Raw genomic sequence first — 15,101 nt, 5'->3', positions numbered from 1 at the left:
ACGCATTAACTGGCGCCTTTTCAAGCCGGATTCACCGGGTGAGGGGCATCTCGTGCCGGCGCCATTCGGAAATGCCGCCGCCGAGATGGCCGTCGGCTTGCCAGCCCATCTTCTTGGCGTGGCCCAGAGCAGTGCGCGAGCGCATGCCGGACGCGCAATAGAAAACGAGCTTCTTGTCCTTGGGGATGTCGGCGATCATCGACGCGAAGCGCGATAGGGGCGCATGGACGGCGCCCGGAATGCGGCCGCCGGCCCATTCGTTATGCTCCCGCACATCCACCAGGATGACGGCGCCCTTTTGCTCGCGCATCAGGTCGCGCAATTCCCCGGGCGTATAAGTCTTATGGTCCCCGCCCAATCCGAACCAACCGAACATTGCCAAATCTCCTTGAGCACTCAGGTTTCGGGCGCGCCGCGGCGCGCAACGCCACCTCTTCATATATTGTGATATTCGAAAATATTGAAAGTCAATGGCGATGTGAGACAAAAAGCCGCATCTTTCCCCCGGACAGGCCAATCGGAAACCGGCAAGGCTTCCAGAGCAGCTGCGCGTGTAGTGGGGGGAGCGCGCCGACGGGACCGGCGTGGAAAAAATTGCGGGCGTCAGGGAGCATGCGCGACGCGGCCGCGCTTCAAGGCCTTATGACCGATTGAATTTCACGCGCCGGCGCCCCTGAGGAGGTCGGTCCCGGGCCTTTCGCAAAAAACCGCGTGAATCGCAGTGAGAATGGTGCGTATGTCGCTGTTCGCCAGCCGGTAATAAACGTTCTTGCCTTCGCGGCGCGTCGTCACCAGCCCGTCGAGCCGCAACCGCGCGAGCTGCTGCGACACGGTCGATTGCCGTTGCGCCAAGATGGTTTCGAGATCGCCGACCGATTTCTCGCCCTCGGCCAGGATGCAAAGAATGAGCAGGCGCGCCTCATGGGCCAGCGCCTTCAAGAATTCGCTCGCTTCATGCGCATTTCGCGCCATGATCTCCAGATCCGTCGAGACCTCGAGATCCTTCAATGCAATCAAAACCATCGACGCCCTTTCAGCATCAATCATATCACGATTGATGAATAAACTCGAATGTCTCGATAGTAAAGTCTTATGAGTTGAATCTAAGATATATTGAAGTGGTGATATGTCGGCCGGGCAAAGTCGTTCAATCCCGCGTCCGACGACAATCTCGCGCAAGCTCTCGGGCTTAAAGCAGAATCCGCCTCGTTCAGACAGGCGACTTACGGAGGAGCAGCCAATGGCGTGGCGTGCATCTCGCCAGCATGAGGGCCGGCCGCCGACCTTGGCGGCGGTGGTGGCAATCCCGGTCTCGGCCGGCGAACTGATTGACAAGATTACCATTCTCACGCTGAAAACCCGACGCGTGCGCAACGCCCGGAAACGGCTGATGGCGGCGCAGGAACTGGCGATGCTGCGGCTGGCCGCCGGGCCTGTGTTCGGCTCCGGCGAAACGGGGGCGATCTCCACCCTGATCGCCAGCCTGAAAGAGGTGAACGGCGCGCTTTGGGATGTCGAGGACGCCTTGCGCGCCATGGAGCGCGATCAGGATTTTGGCCCCGCCTTCATCGAGGCGGCGCGAAAGGTCTATCGCCTGAACGACGAGCGCGCCCGTCTCAAGAACGAGGTCAACGCCCTTGCCGGCTGCGCGCTGCGCGAGGTCAAGGAACATCCCGAATATTGAGCGCGCCGGTGTCGCGCCGCGATCCGTGGCATAGTCGCGGCAAGAGATTCGCGAAAAAGCGATTTGCGGATGGCCTCGCCATGACTGACTGGATTTCACGCAATTTCGTCGCCGCCGCCGCGGCGCTCTATGCCTTCCTGGCGCTGACCGGCGCGGCGATGCTGGCGCGCTTTTACAGTCTGCACGTCTGGTCGATCCACCGCCTACTCGGCTTTGTCGCGGTCCCGGTCACTCTGGCTCTGGCCTGGCGCTATCGTCGCGCGCTGCGCGCCGAGGCCGGGCGGATCGTTCTGTTCGTCGCCTTGTTCGCCGCGGTGGGCCTTGGCGCGCGCCTGCTGCGCCGGCCACAGCCGGCGTCGCCGCCGATCGATTCCACCAATGCCGTCATCCATGCGCTGGCCACGACGCCGCTGGCCGATCTCGCGCCCATCTACCGCAGCGATCCGCAAAGCCTCGTCGCCCGCCTGCGCGAACTCGGCTTTTCCGTCGCGGGGCCGCGCCAGTCGCTGTCGCAGATCGCGCGCGCCAGCGGCCGCGACGATCGCGAGGCTCTCGGCGCGCTCACGGAATTCCTGCGCGGCGGCCGTTAGGCCGAGGCCGCCTCGTCCCTGGGCTGCTCTTCGCCCTGGTCCTGCGCCTCATGCCATTCGAGGGTGACGACGCGATTGTTCTCGACCGTCAAAGCGAGCCTGCCATGCTTGAGCTGCAGCGCCTTGGCGCCGAACAATTCTCGCCGCCAGCCCTTCAGCGCCGGAACGTCGGCCTTGTCGTCGGCGGCGAGCAGCTCCAATTCGTCGGTGGTGGCGATCATCTTGGCGGCCACGCCCTGCTTTTCCGCGACCTGACGCAGCAGAACCTTCAGCAGTTCAACCGTCGCGCCGCCTCCGCTGCGCCGCTCACGCTCCAGCTTGGGCAGGCTTTTCAGGTCGCGGGCAAGGCCGCGTTCGATCGCCGCGAGGATCTCGGCGCCGGCGCGCGACCTTTCCATTCCCCGCGGAAATGCGCGCAGATCGCCGAGCGCCTCGGCGCTGCGGGGGGCGGCCGAGGCCACCTCGAAGAGAATATCATCCTTGAGTACGCGCGAGCGCGGCACGTCGCGGGTCTGCGCCTCGTGTTCGCGCCAGGCGGTCAGCTCCATCAGCACGGCGAGGTCGCGCGGTTTGCGGGCGCGGTGGGCGTGGCGCTCCCAGGCGCGGTCGGGCCGCTGCTCATAGGTCTCGAAATTGCTCAGGCCCGCCATTTCATCGGTCAGCCAATGCAGCCGCCCCGAGCGCTCCAGCTTTTGCCGCAAAGCCTTGTAGATGTCGCGCAGATGGGTGACATCGGCGATGGCGTAGTCGATCTGGGCGTCGGAGAGCGGGCGGCGCGACCAGTCGGTGAAGCGCGAGGATTTGTCCAGCGTCACCTTGCAGATGCTCTGCGCCAGCTCGCCATAGGCGATCTGATCGCCGTAGCCGCAAACCATGGCCGCAACCTGGGTGTCGAACAAAGGCGCCGGAACCATTTTGGCCAGATTCCAGACGATTTCGATGTCCTGCCGCGCGGCGTGGAAGACCTTTACAACGTCCCTGTTGGCCATGAGGTCGAAAAAGGGCGCAAGATCCATATCCTCCGCCAGGGCATCGACGGCGATGGCCTGGTCCTCGCTGGCGAGCTGGATCACGCAGACCTTGGGCCAGAAGGTGGTCTCGCGCAGGAATTCGGTATCGACCGTAACATAGGGATATTTCGCAAAGGACTGGCAATAGGCCGCCAGTTCGCCGGAATCGGTTACAAGGCTCATGGAATGTTCATAATCCATGGCCAAGCGGCGGGCTAGTTACCACGTAGGATAATGTTTCAGCCGCGATCCGCCAGCAGGCGCACGGAATGGCGGCGAATTTCGCCCGATATTCCAGGGAGGACCAATCCGGCGAGTCGTCCTCGTCGATCCGGTCGGGCCCATGCGCGGCTTCTCCATTTCTTGCGCCATCATTTTTTCGCAAGGGCGCGCCTGCGCCGCGCCCCCTTCACGTGCGGGCAAAATTCCGCTAGGCAGCGGCCAGACTTTTTCGCCCGGATTCCCATGCACGCTTATCGCACCCATACTTGCGGAGACCTCCGCACCGACCACATCGGCCAGACCGTCCGTCTTTCCGGCTGGTGTCACCGCATCCGCGACCATGGCGGCGTGCTGTTCATCGACCTGCGCGACCATTACGGCCTCACCCAATGCGTGGTCGATCCGGATTCGCAAGCCTTCAAGCTGGCGGAAACCTTCCGCTCCGAATGGGTGGTGCGGCTCGACGGCGAGGTGCGCCGCCGCCCCGAAGGCACCGACAACGATGACATGGCGACCGGCCACATCGAGGTCTATGTCCGCGACGCGCAGGTGCTGGGGCAGGCGGCGGAACTGCCGCTTCCCGTTTTCGGCGAGCAGGACTATCCCGAGGAAACGCGCCTCAAATATCGCTTCCTCGACCTGCGCCGCGAGCGCATCCATAACAACATCATGCTGCGCGGGCAGGTGATCGAATCCATGCGCGCCCGGATGAAGGCGGCGGGCTTCAACGAATTCCAGACGCCGATCCTCACCGCCTCCTCGCCCGAAGGCGCGCGCGACTTCCTCGTTCCCTCGCGCATCCACCCGGGAAAATTCTACGCTTTGCCGCAGGCGCCGCAGCAATATAAGCAGCTCCTGATGATGGCCGGCTTCGACCGCTATTTCCAGATCGCCCCCTGTTTCCGCGACGAGGACCCGCGCGCCGACCGCCTGCCGGGCGAATTCTACCAGCTCGACTTAGAGATGAGTTTCGTCACCCAGGAAGACGTGTTCGAGACCATCGAGCCGGTCATTACCGGCATTTTCGAGCAGTTCGGCGGCGGCAAGCCGGTGACGAAGAACTGGCCGCGCATTCCCTATGCGGAAGCCATGCGCAAATATGGCTCCGACAAGCCCGACCTGCGCAACCCCCTGGTGATGCAGGACGTCTCGGAACATTTCCGCGGCTCGAACTTCAAGGTTTTCGCGCGCATGCTCGAATCCGAGAAGAACCAGGTCTGGGCCGTTCCGGCGCCGACGGGCGGCCAGCGCACTTTTTGCGACCGGATGAATTCCTGGGCGCAGAGCGAAGGCCAGCCGGGCCTGGGCTATATTTTCTGGCGCGAAGACGGAGGGGCCGGTCCGATCGCCAACAATATCGGCCCGGAGCGCACCGAGGCGATCCGCGCCCAACTCGGCCTCAAGGCGGGCGACGCGGCCTTTTTCGCGGCGGGCGACCCCGACAAATTCGCCAAATTCGCCGGCATGGCCCGCCTCAAGGTCGGCGAGGATCTGAACCTCGTGGACAGGGACCGGTTCGATCTGGCCTGGGTCGTCGATTTCCCGATGTACGAGTACAACGAGGATGAAAAGAAGATCGACTTCGGCCACAACCCCTTCTCGATGCCGCAAGGCGGGCTGGAGGCCCTGCAGACGCAAGACCCGCTGACGATAAAAGCCTTCCAGTACGACATTACCTGCAACGGTTTCGAGATCGCCTCGGGCGGCATTCGCAACCACAAGCCGGACGCCATGGTCAAGGCCTTCGAGATTGCCGGCTATGGCGAGGACACCGTGGTCGAGCGCTTCGGCGGCATGTATCGCGCCTTCCATTATGGCGCGCCGCCGCATGGCGGCATGGCGGCGGGCGTCGACCGCATCATCATGCTGCTCGCCGGCGAGCATAATCTGCGCGAGGTCGCTTTGTTCCCGATGAACCAGCGCGCGGAAGACATTCTGATGGACGCCCCCGCGCCGGCGACGCCGAAACAGCTGCGTGAGTTGCATCTGCGGGTGAATGCGCCGGAGAAGTGAGGGCGTTCGCCGGCGCCTCAGGTGAAAGCCGCCTCCAGCGCCTTCAGCCCCACTTTCGGGTCCATCAGGCCGTGATAGATCGGCGGAATCTCTTTCTTCACGCCGAAAGTTTCATAGACCGCGATCATCGCGCCGTGGACTGAATATTCGACGGTGAACACGGTGTCCTCGGGGATTTCGACGAACTGGCCGAGAAAGGCGAAGTTTCGCGCGCCCTCGGGGATGACGGGCGGACGGTCCTTGATGTCGCGGCGGCTGAAAAGAGCCGAGGCATAGGGCATTATCACCGTCGTCACGTTGGTCGTGGCGAGAACCTCATCGAAAATGTCGTCGAAGCCGAACTGGCGCAGCAATTCGGTCAGGATTTCCTTGCCGGTGCATTGCGCCATCGGCTTGCGCACGTAATCGCCCTGGCGGTCGATGAAGAGGCCGTAGCCCCACATCGTAAACGTCTCGGGCGGCATGTCCGGGAAATGCGGCTGGTAGGCATTGACCAGCGACATCAGCCAGCTCGACTCGAAAAAGGTCATCAACCCGCCCGTGCCCGGCTGGTTGCCAGTGAATTCGACGATGCGCTTGAGAAACGTTTCGCCATGAAGGGTCAGCGTAAAGCTCTCCCATTTGTTCTCGTCGATATTGCCGAAGAAGGTGTTGGGCCGGCCGAAATCCTTGCCTTTGTCCGCGATCCTTTCCCACAGCGCCCAGCCACCGTCGCGCCGGTCGCGGATCAGTTCGGGAACGGAGTCGTTGCCGCCATAGGCCGAATCCGAGGTGATCGACCCGAGGGTCACGAAGGTCGCGTCGTCCGGTCCCAGGTCGATGGTCGACTCGCCGGCTTTTTCGCGCAGGTGAAGCCGGATGGCGCGGCGATGACCTTCCGGCTTGTCGAAATCGACATCCACCACCCGCGCGCCGGAACGCACGTCCACGCCCTGCGCCGTCAGCCAGTTCCGCAGCGGGCGGATGATCGAGTCATATTGATTGTATTTGGTCCGCCTGATGCCCGACAGATCGTGCAGGCGCGGAAACTCCTGAATGAATCGCAGGCAATAGCGTTTCATCTCGATGGCGCTGTGCCAGGTCTGAAAGGCGAAAGTGGTGCGCCACATCTGCCAGAACAGCGTCTGGAAGAAATGCTCGGAAAACATGTCCTCGATCCGCCGCGCGCCGAGCAGGCGCTCCGGCAAAGCGAGCAACCGGGTCAACTCCAGCCGGTCGCGATTGTCGAGCCCATAGGCGGCGGCGTCCACGATTCTGTGGCTGCCGTCGATCAGCCGGGCGAAGGAGCGGCTTTTGACCTCTTCGTTGAACGCGACGATTTCGCGGTAGACCGAAACCTCCGCGTTTTCCAGCGACGGGATGGAATCGAGCAGGTTCCACAGGCACCGATAGGCCTCATATTCCAGCATGCGGCCGCCGCGCGTCACATAGCCGTCCTGGACGGGAGAGCGGGCGCCGTCCATGGCGCCCCCAACAAGGCCGGTCTCTTCGAGAATATGAACCCGCGCCGCCGGAACGCCGGCGTCGCGGACAAGGAACGCCGCCGCCGCGAGGGATGCGATTCCGCCGCCAACCAGCCAGACTTCAGCTTTCGTTGGGTCCAACATGACGCTGCTCCTTCAGGGCGCCTTCGCGCCTGGCTCCGGCCTCATCGTTCCGCTGGATTATGCGCGGCGTAGCCGCGCCCGCAATGCGCCAGATCAGCCGGCGGGCGAGTTCTGCTTGCAGGAACGCAACTTTCATTTCCCGCGGCGTCGATTGCCGCGGGCGCGGGAAGTCGTACATTGCGGCAAACCGGGCGTCTTCGTGGATGAAGGCGTCAGGCGAGGCGCATCGCGAAAAGGAGCTGGGGCATGGTCAAGGCGATCCGCGTGCATGAAGCCGGTGGGCCGGAGGTTCTGCGCTACGAGGATTTCGAGTTGGCGCCGCCCGGCCCGGGCGAGGTGCAGATCCGCCAGCATGCCGTCGGCGTGAATTATATCGACGTTTATTACCGCAAAGGGGCCTATCCCGTGCCGTCCAAGCCGTTCATTCTCGGCAATGAGGGGGCGGGCGAGATCGCGGCGCTGGGCGAGGGGGTGACGAAGTTCAAGATCGGCGACCGCGTCGCCTATGCCGGCCCGCTCGGCGGCTATGCGCAGGCGCGCAATATCGAGGCGAAATTCGTCGTCCCGCTGCCCGAGAACGTCTCCTATGAGACGGCGGCGGCGATGATGCTCAAGGGCCTCACCGCCGAATATCTGCTGTTCCGCTCCTATAAGGTCCAGCCCGGCGACACCATCCTCGTCCATGCGGCGGCGGGCGGCGTCGGCCTCATCCTGTGCCAATGGGCGAAGGCGCTCGGCGCGACGGTGATCGGGACGGTCGGCAGCGAGGAAAAGGCCAAACTGGCGCGCGAAGCCGGCGCCGATGAAACCATTCTCTACCGTCAGGAGGATTGGGTCGCGCGGGTCCGCGAAATCACCGGCGGCAAGCTGTGCCACGCCGTCTATGACAGCGTCGGCAAGACGACCTTCCCCGGTTCGCTCGACTGCCTCAGGCCGTTCGGCAGCTTCATCAGCTTCGGCTCGGCCTCGGGGCCGATCGAGGCCTTCGACATCGGCCTTCTCTCCCAGAAAGGCTCGCTCTACGCCCAAAGGCCGAGCCTGTTCACTTATATGGCGGACGAGGCGCGGCTGCGGGAAATGGCGGCGCGCCTGATGGAGGCGGTCGGCTCCGGCAAGGTGAAGATCGCGATCAACGCCCGCTATAAGCTTGAAGACGCCGCCCAAGCCCACCGCGCCCTCGAAGGCCGCGAGACGACCGGCGCGACGGTGCTGCTGCCCTGAACATCATTGGAAGGGCGGCGGCTTGGTCTAAACCGCCGTCCCGTGCAAATCGTAAGCCTCGGCGCGGTCGATCTTCACCGTGACGATATCGCCGACGCGCAAGGGACGGCGGGACGAGATGAAAATCTTGCCGTCGATCTCGGGGGCGTCGGCCTTGCCGCGGCCTTCGCCGCCGCCGGCAAAAGCCTTGTCGATGAGCACGGGAAGCCTCTTGCCGACCTTGGCCTTCTGGCGGGCGAAGGAAATCTTCTGCTGCTTTTCCATGAACCGCCGCCAGCGGCTCTGTTGAACCTCGGGCGGGACGGGCGCGAGGCCCAGGTCATTGGCCGCCGCGCCGGCGACCGGCTCATATTTGAAGGCGCCGACACGGTCGAGCTTCGCTTCGTCCAGCCAGTCGAGCAGAAACTGGAAATCCTCTTCCGTCTCGCCGGGGAAGCCGACGATGAAGGTCGAGCGCAGGGTGAGGTCGGGAACCAAGGCCCGCCAGGCCTTGATGCGCTCAAGCACTTTTTCGACATTGCCCGGCCGCTTCATCGCCCGCAAAACATTCGGCGCGGCGTGCTGGAAGGGAATGTCGAGATAGGGCAGAATTTTCCCTTCCGCCATCAGCGGCAGAACCTCGTCCACATGGGGATAGGGATAGACGTAATGCAACCGGGTCCACACCCCGAACCGCCCCAGCTCCGCGGCGAGATCGAAGAAGCGAGCGCGCACCTCCCGGCCGTCGTAAGCGCTTGAGGCGTAGCGCAGGTCCTGCCCATAGGCGGACGTGTCCTGCGACACGACGAGCAGTTCCTTCACCCCGGCCTTGACCAGCTTTTCCGCCTCGCGCAGCACGTCGGCCGCCGGGCGGGAAACGAGATCGCCGCGCAGTTTCGGGATGATGCAGAAGGTGCAGGAGTTATGGCAACCCTCTGAAATTTTTAGATAAGCATAATGACGGGGGGTGAGCTTCACGCCCTGCGGCGGCACAAGGTCCACGAAAGGATGGGGCGCCGGCGGGGCGGCGCGATGCACCGCCGCCATGACGCTCTCATAATCCTGCGGCCCGGTGATCGCGGAAATGTTTGGAAAAGCGTCGAGGATCGGTCCCGGCTCGGCGCCCATGCAGCCGGTGACGATGACCTTGCCGTTTTCCTTGAGCGCCTCGCCGATGGCCGCCAGCGACTCGGCCTTGGCGCTGTCGAGAAAGCCGCAAGTGTTGACGATGACCGCGTCGGCCCCATGATGATTGCGGCTGATCGCATAGCCCTCGGCGCGCAGCCGGGTGAGAATGCGCTCGGAATCGACCAGGGCCTTGGGGCAGCCGAGCGAGACGAAGGAAATCGTCCGGCTCTCCGTCGCGTTCGGGTCCATTTCCACGGCGCTGTCGTTCATTTCTGCGGCTTGATCCGATGTGTCGAAGGCGCTCTGTTAAAAGATTGGCGCGCAAATAGAAAGACGATGCGGCGTTAATGAGGCCACGCCGCGCCCAGGCTCTTGCCTTTCGCCGGCAAAGCGGCCAGAACGCGCGAGCGTTTTCGGAAGGGTGGCCGAGTGGTTTAAGGCAGCGGTCTTGAAAACCGCCGTGGGCGCCAGCCCACCGTGGGTTCGAATCCCACCCCTTCCGCCAGATGTACGTAATAACTTATTGAAATAAAACAATAAGCGGATTAGAGCAGAACTGCGGTCCTATGTCAGGTCCCACATTTGAAGCTGGGCCTTCATGGTCTTTGATGGACGGTCGTCCCTGTTTGCTACCGCTAATAGGATACCCTCCATTACGGCTCAAATCTCAGGGGATAGCCAACCCTACCACTCGAATGACGATCACCACGTGCTAGGCTTTGCAATGATTCGGCTGCGATGCATGCGGGGCGGAAACTTGGGCGGACGTTCGGAATTAAAAAGATCGGAGGCTGGAGCAGGGATTCGTGTTTTGAGCCTTTTTACGGGAGCCGGCGGCCTCGATCTTGGCTTTGAATTGCAAGGGTTTGAGACTGTATATGCCTCCGACATCGATCAGATATGCTGCGAGACACTCGAGCTTAACAAAGGCTCATTCATTTCGCCTACGTGTCGAATTCAACGAGCCGATATCCGCGAGCTAAGCCCAGAAACACTACCGGGTTCGATTGATCTCATAATCGGCGGCCCTCCCTGCCAGTCTTTTTCGGCGTCCGGTCGGCGAGCAGGAGGCGCACCTGGTCGGCTTGACTCCAGAGGAACACTGTTTGAAGCCTACTGTCGAATTGTCGGCGCAGTGAGGCCCAAGGCATTTCTATTTGAAAATGTCAGGGGGATCCTTGGGACCAGCAAGGGAGAGGATTGGGCCGCAATCGTCAAAACCTTCGGCCAGTTGGGCTACAGAATAAATTACCGGATTCTTGATGCGCTCGACTATGGCGCACCACAGCAAAGAGAGCGCCTCGTTCTCGTAGGGCATACCAGTTCCGAAGACTTTTTGTTCCCGCGGCCAATGTTCGGCCCCGATTCGACGGCGCAAAGCCCTCACGTTACGACTGAACAGGCATTGGACGGCCTCATCCATAGCGAGGAAGAGCTGGCGGAGCTTGCTATTTCAAGTGGGAAATATGCCCACCTGCTTCCGCTTGTTCCGCCTGGAAGCAATTATCTTCATTTCACCGCCAAACGTGGCTACCCGAGTCCAATATTCGCGTACCGCTCTCGGTTTTCTGACTTTCTCTATAAAGCCAACCCCAAAACCCCCATCAAGACACTGATTGCGCGACCAGGAAAATATACAGGACCGCTCCACTGGGAAAATCGATACTTCTCCCTAAACGAGTACAAACGACTGCAAGGTTTCCCCGACTGCTACAAGTTCTCAGGCTCACACGACGATGTTATTCGGCAAATTGGCAATTCTGTGTCGCCCAAGCTATCCGGTGCGCTCGCTCTTGCAATAGCCAAACAAATATTTCAGCGGACGAGCGACATTGAGCTTCTTCCTGCTCACGTTCAGTTATCGTTCGACACCAGAAAGGGATTGAAGGCCAAAAGAACCCGGTTATTGCATCAAAGCGTACAAGATCAGCGAAAAGAAACCAAGCTGTTCAAGCCCCGCTCTTACATAGCAAAGGTGGAGCCGTTTGCCGGTCTTCGGCCGAAGAATGGGAACGTTCGCACAACGAGCAAAGGCACCAAGTCGCGGATAGAAGTCCACGCGGACAATTCGGGCGTTCGTTTTGCGAGCATGCAGATTAAGCTGGGACGCTCAGAAGCGGAAATTGGCGGACATCAACTGCCGGAGGTGATACTTAACGTGGAGCTTTTCGGGCAGGCTGATCACGGGATCCAAACAATGTGGAACGCTGTTGATGACTGGGTTATCAGATCAAGCGGTTTTCACTCTCTTTTCGAGCTATACGGACACTTCACAGAACCTCATCCAATATTTGAGATCTCCGACTTCAAACTATTCAATACGTCACCCGTAGCTCGCTTTGCGCAACATGTTTCTCACTTTGCTAATTGTTCTACCTACTACCCTCGCTCGCACCTGGTTAAACTGTTCGGTAATCACTTTCACCAGAAACACTTTGTCCAGCTCACGAAAACGCTTCGGTCTCTTCGCTTTGATATCCGGTGCCACGAGACAAATGTGGCGATTGGCAAGGACGTGTACATGGTCGCGTATCCATTCACGCTGCCCATGAGGCGGCAAATGAATTTCTCAGTCGCACAACGTGAACAATTATCATTGGAAGGTGCCGAATAATGGCAAAATCATTGAAAAAGACCGGGGAGGCTAGTCAGGAAAAGAAGGAAAATGTCCGCATAGCACTTGAAGACGCACTCAAGTTAGTAGAGGTATACTTTATAAACGGCGCACCTCTCCCGCACGGACTATCGTCGCAGATGACATCATCATTAGATGTCTTGAATGCTAACGCAGACAAAGCAAGTTCTGGCTTCACCAATATAATCACATGCTTAGCAATTAAATCCGCGCAGCCTGATATAGATGTTAGATACCATCAGATGCAAATACAGAAGGATATTACCAATGGAGCGGGCTTTAATTTCAGAGGTGTAAGCGAAGACATCGTGTATCCATGGCTAGACAAGCAGTCGTTTTCGGGAGCCAAGTCCGGATGGCAGACTAGAACGTTTGAGCGCCCGAAGCCATATATGCTTAGCTACGAAGAGAACATCGGAGCGATCAAACATGACTTCCTGAACGTGTTCGACCGGCTTGAAACTCATGGTGAGCAAGCTAACGAGGCGCTCGCATACTTATTGTATCGACAATTGGAGGCGCGAGAAAAAAAGAAGCTGGCGCTCTTCATTCCGAAAACCAGAGATGTAGGCGTAATAACAGCGCTACTTCAGGATCACGTTTTCTATCAGTACAAGAATTCGAAAGGGGCCTCGCGCCTTCCTGTCCTTGCCATCTACGCTATTTACTTGGAGATGATGGATGAACTTTCGCGCTATAAGGGCAAGACACTCAAGCCGTTGATGGAACATTCCGCAGCCGATTCGCAAACAGGCGCGATAGGCGACATCGAGATTTCGTCCGCAGACACGATTTTCGAGGCAATTGAAATTAAACACGGCATCCCCCTGAGCGCGGGCCTGGTCCGTGATGCTTCAAAGAAGATCGGCGGATTGCATTCCTCTGTAGATCGTTACTACATTCTGACGACCAGCGCATCCTGCCAACCTGACGCTGAGACTTTGGCAGCTATTGAAAATGTTAAGGCGAGATTGTCTTGTGAAATAATTGCCAATGGCGTCATCCCCAGCATAAGATATTATCTGCGATTGCTGAAGGACCCGAGTAACGTGTTTTTACATTATGTAAGACTATTAGCCGAAGACAAGGCAATTGCCCATGTGTTGTAGCCCCTTAAGTTTCGGACAGACACTCTCCGGCTTCGGCGGCCAAGCGATCCGCGATGAACTCGCGGGGTGAACGATAGCCAAGCGCGCGATGCGGATGGCGTGTGTTGTAATGCTCGAACCACGACGGCAGCAAGCGGATCACGGTTTCGGCGTCCGGCAGTGGCGACACGCGCGCGTAATCGCGTTTGATCGTGCGGACGAAGGCTTCGGCCATTCCATTCGATTGGGGGCTTTCGACCGGCGTGGTCAGCGGCTCAAGGCCGATTTCGCGGGCAAAATGTTTCGTGTCGCCAGCGATGTAGCAAGACCCGTTGTCGGTCAGCCATTCGATCGGGCTGGGCAGGCGATTGACCGGGCCAAAGCGATATTCGACGGCGCTGACCATCAGGTCGCGGATGTCCTCGCCCTTGACGCCCGCCGTCGTGGCGACATGGCCGAGGGCTTCCCGGTCGCAGCAATCAAGCGCGAAGGCGACGCGGACTTTTTCGGCATTGTCGCAAGCGATCTCGAAGCCGTCGGAACACCAACGCAGGTTGGAGCGCAGAACGGCGATCTTGCCGTCATGCCGGCGGTTTTCGCCGCCGCCGGCATGACGTTGAAGCAACAGGCCGTGCGCCCTCATCACCCGATAAACCCGCTTGCGGTTGACCGGCGCCGCGCCCTCGGCGCGTCTTTTGCGGCGCAGGTCGGCCCACACGCGGGCGTAGCCCCAGGACGGCTGTTCGGCGATGATCCCCTTGATCTCGCAGAGCAGATCGTCTTCCGGCAGGGGCGGTCGGCCCATGCGTTTGGCCGCGCCGCCGGCAATGCGCGCGGCGACATTCGAGCGGGCGACGCCGAGGGTTTCGCAGACGGCCTTCATCGCGAACCGTCCCGTGGATTGAGCGTCGGCAGCGACAACGACCGCAACATCCGTTTTTTTGAGCCTACGGCGACTTCAAGCGCCTCTTTGAGGATTTCGGCCTCCATCGACTTCTTGCCGAGCAGGCGCTGCAGTTCGCGCACCTGGTCGACCAAAGCCCTGTAGGCGGACGCCGGAACGACGTCCTCCTCGGCCTGCGTCGCGGTCAGGGCGCCTTGGTTCGCCAGCCGCCGCCAGGTGAACAGCTGATTGGGGGCGATGCCGTGACGGCGCGCGACAAGGCTAACCGTCATGCCCGGCTCCATCGTCTCGGCAATGATCGCCAATTTCTCCGCCGACGTGCGCCGACGCCGTCGTTCTCGGCCCGGCAGGACCTCACTCTTCGGATTGTCACCAGTCATAAACACCACATTACTCCTACCTCTTAGCGAAGTGGGAGTGCCTGTCCGGCGACTTACGGGGCTATTTCACCATGAACACAGGGAGGTTTGGAACAAGTTAGCTACGACGTGAATAGGATGTGAAATGAAGCGGATTGGAAGCCTTTAGCTAGCGCTCGAACGAGCGAGCAGGCCCTAAGAACTCGATCAACCGTTCGATCAAAATTTTCGCGTCACGTAACTCGCATTCCCAAATTGTCATTATCAACCACCCCCCTAACAGCAACTCGGATCGGACTTTCTCGTCACGGATAACAGTGGCTTTAAGCTTTGATTCCCAATACTCTTTCCTAGTAGCCGGAACCTTGGCTGCCCCGCACGCTTGGTGCGAATGCCAAAAGCAGCCGTGCACGAATATAATCTTCTTTCTACGAGTGAACACGAAGTCAGGCTTACCGGGTAACGCAGGAACATTCCTCCTGAACCGATAGCCGAGTCTGTGCAATACGGAGCTCACCCGCCTTTCAGGCGCGGTGTTTGAGCCGCTGATAGCCCGCATCACTCGTCTGCGAGTCGGCGGCACATCTGCAAACAACTGCTTCCGAGGGATCACTTACGAACACCCTGCTTCGTCGCGCTGATCAAGATGGCAATCTCACGT

The 15,101-nt window shown here is 60.2% G+C and carries 13 protein-coding genes and 1 tRNA gene; 7 read left to right on the top strand and 7 right to left on the bottom strand.

Annotation, left to right across the window (positions count from 1 at the left end; translation table 11 throughout):
• Nucleotides 1–31: 31 nt before the first annotated feature.
• On the bottom strand, nucleotides 32–376 hold the full coding sequence (locus K2U94_RS12925; protein WP_243067604.1) for a rhodanese-like domain-containing protein: 345 nt from the start codon (nucleotides 374–376) through the stop codon (nucleotides 32–34).
• A 281-nt stretch (nucleotides 377–657) separates the two neighbouring features.
• Nucleotides 658–1,023, bottom strand: a complete 366-nt coding sequence (locus K2U94_RS12920; RefSeq protein WP_243068869.1) for an ArsR/SmtB family transcription factor — start codon at nucleotides 1,021–1,023, stop codon at nucleotides 658–660.
• Between the two features lie 217 nt (nucleotides 1,024–1,240).
• Here K2U94_RS12920 and K2U94_RS12915 point away from each other — a divergent pair, with 217 nt between their 5' ends.
• Both K2U94_RS12915 and K2U94_RS12910 read left to right on the top strand, forming a co-directional pair.
• Entirely contained in the window at nucleotides 1,241–1,684 is a 444-nt protein-coding gene (locus K2U94_RS12915; protein WP_243067603.1) for a DUF6165 family protein, read from the top strand.
• A gap of 80 nt (nucleotides 1,685–1,764) precedes the next feature.
• Complete coding sequence (locus tag K2U94_RS12910) at nucleotides 1,765–2,274, top strand: hypothetical protein (protein ID WP_243067602.1); 510 nt, start codon at nucleotides 1,765–1,767, stop codon at nucleotides 2,272–2,274.
• Here K2U94_RS12910 and rnd read toward each other — a convergent pair.
• A complete protein-coding gene (gene rnd / locus K2U94_RS12905; protein WP_243067601.1) occupies nucleotides 2,271–3,467 on the bottom strand; it encodes a ribonuclease D in 1,197 nt (398 codons plus the stop codon). The genes K2U94_RS12910 and rnd overlap by 4 nt on opposite strands.
• Nucleotides 3,468–3,749: 282 nt before the next feature.
• Between rnd and aspS the strand changes: the two genes are divergently transcribed.
• Entirely contained in the window at nucleotides 3,750–5,519 is a 1,770-nt protein-coding gene (gene aspS, locus K2U94_RS12900) for an aspartate--tRNA ligase (protein WP_243067600.1), read from the top strand.
• 17 nt (nucleotides 5,520–5,536) lie between these two features.
• Here aspS and K2U94_RS12895 read toward each other — a convergent pair whose 3' ends face one another.
• Nucleotides 5,537–7,126 (bottom strand): oleate hydratase, encoded by a 1,590-nt coding sequence (locus K2U94_RS12895; protein ID WP_243067599.1) that lies wholly within the window; start codon nucleotides 7,124–7,126, stop codon nucleotides 5,537–5,539.
• A 246-nt stretch (nucleotides 7,127–7,372) separates the two neighbouring features.
• Here K2U94_RS12895 and K2U94_RS12890 point away from each other — a divergent pair, with 246 nt between their 5' ends.
• Nucleotides 7,373–8,347: a quinone oxidoreductase family protein gene (locus tag K2U94_RS12890; RefSeq protein ID WP_243067598.1), complete on the top strand. Its 975-nt coding sequence runs from the start codon at nucleotides 7,373–7,375 to the stop codon at nucleotides 8,345–8,347.
• A gap of 27 nt (nucleotides 8,348–8,374) precedes the next feature.
• On the opposite strand, the gene rimO is transcribed toward K2U94_RS12890, so the two are convergent.
• On the bottom strand, nucleotides 8,375–9,703 hold the full coding sequence (gene rimO, locus K2U94_RS12885; protein WP_243068868.1) for a 30S ribosomal protein S12 methylthiotransferase RimO: 1,329 nt from the start codon (nucleotides 9,701–9,703) through the stop codon (nucleotides 8,375–8,377).
• Between the two features lie 166 nt (nucleotides 9,704–9,869).
• Here rimO and K2U94_RS12880 point away from each other — a divergent pair.
• From K2U94_RS12880 to K2U94_RS12870, 3 genes are all read left to right on the top strand, one after another.
• Nucleotides 9,870–9,959 (top strand) — tRNA-Ser (locus K2U94_RS12880).
• Between the two features lie 252 nt (nucleotides 9,960–10,211).
• Nucleotides 10,212–12,068, top strand: coding sequence for a DNA cytosine methyltransferase (locus K2U94_RS12875; RefSeq protein WP_243067597.1), 1,857 nt, complete (start codon nucleotides 10,212–10,214; stop codon nucleotides 12,066–12,068).
• Complete coding sequence (locus K2U94_RS12870) at nucleotides 12,068–13,198, top strand: hypothetical protein (protein ID WP_243067596.1); 1,131 nt, start codon at nucleotides 12,068–12,070, stop codon at nucleotides 13,196–13,198. Before K2U94_RS12875 ends, K2U94_RS12870 begins: the two co-directional genes overlap by 1 nt.
• Before the next feature lie 4 nt (nucleotides 13,199–13,202).
• On the opposite strand, the gene K2U94_RS12865 is transcribed toward K2U94_RS12870, so the two are convergent.
• A protein-coding gene (locus tag K2U94_RS12865) for an IS3 family transposase (RefSeq protein WP_243065398.1) occupies nucleotides 13,203–14,461 on the bottom strand; the annotation gives its coding sequence in 2 pieces (ribosomal slippage) (nucleotides 13,203–14,122 and nucleotides 14,122–14,461; 1,260 coding nt in all).
• Between the two features lie 148 nt (nucleotides 14,462–14,609).
• A complete protein-coding gene (locus K2U94_RS12860; protein ID WP_336606182.1) occupies nucleotides 14,610–15,023 on the bottom strand; it encodes a very short patch repair endonuclease in 414 nt (137 codons plus the stop codon).
• Between the last annotated feature and the right edge of the window lie 78 nt (nucleotides 15,024–15,101).

Origin of the sequence: Candidatus Rhodoblastus alkanivorans, assembly GCF_022760755.1 — a bacterium.
GTDB classification, from domain to species: domain Bacteria; phylum Pseudomonadota; class Alphaproteobacteria; order Rhizobiales; family Beijerinckiaceae; genus Rhodoblastus; species Rhodoblastus alkanivorans.
Note: the sequence above shows the minus strand (reverse complement) of the source record. Positions and strands in the feature narration are given on the sequence as shown.

What these genes read in the sequence shown, in the direction of transcription:
- rnd (WP_243067601.1), bottom strand. Translation starts at nt 3,467, where the DNA reads ATGAGCCTTGTAACCGATTCCGGCGAACTGGCGGCCTATTGCCAGTCC.
- K2U94_RS12895 (WP_243067599.1), bottom strand. Translation starts at nt 7,126, where the DNA reads ATGTTGGACCCAACGAAAGCTGAAGTCTGGCTGGTTGGCGGCGGAATC.
- rimO (WP_243068868.1), bottom strand. Translation starts at nt 9,703, where the DNA reads ATGGACCCGAACGCGACGGAGAGCCGGACGATTTCCTTCGTCTCGCTC.
- K2U94_RS12920 (WP_243068869.1), bottom strand. Translation starts at nt 1,023, where the DNA reads ATGGTTTTGATTGCATTGAAGGATCTCGAGGTCTCGACGGATCTGGAG.
- aspS (WP_243067600.1), top strand. Translation starts at nt 3,750, where the DNA reads ATGCACGCTTATCGCACCCATACTTGCGGAGACCTCCGCACCGACCAC.
- K2U94_RS12925 (WP_243067604.1), bottom strand. Translation starts at nt 376, where the DNA reads ATGTTCGGTTGGTTCGGATTGGGCGGGGACCATAAGACTTATACGCCC.
- K2U94_RS12910 (WP_243067602.1), top strand. Translation starts at nt 1,765, where the DNA reads ATGACTGACTGGATTTCACGCAATTTCGTCGCCGCCGCCGCGGCGCTC.
- K2U94_RS12870 (WP_243067596.1), top strand. Translation starts at nt 12,068, where the DNA reads ATGGCAAAATCATTGAAAAAGACCGGGGAGGCTAGTCAGGAAAAGAAG.
- K2U94_RS12915 (WP_243067603.1), top strand. Translation starts at nt 1,241, where the DNA reads ATGGCGTGGCGTGCATCTCGCCAGCATGAGGGCCGGCCGCCGACCTTG.
- K2U94_RS12890 (WP_243067598.1), top strand. Translation starts at nt 7,373, where the DNA reads ATGGTCAAGGCGATCCGCGTGCATGAAGCCGGTGGGCCGGAGGTTCTG.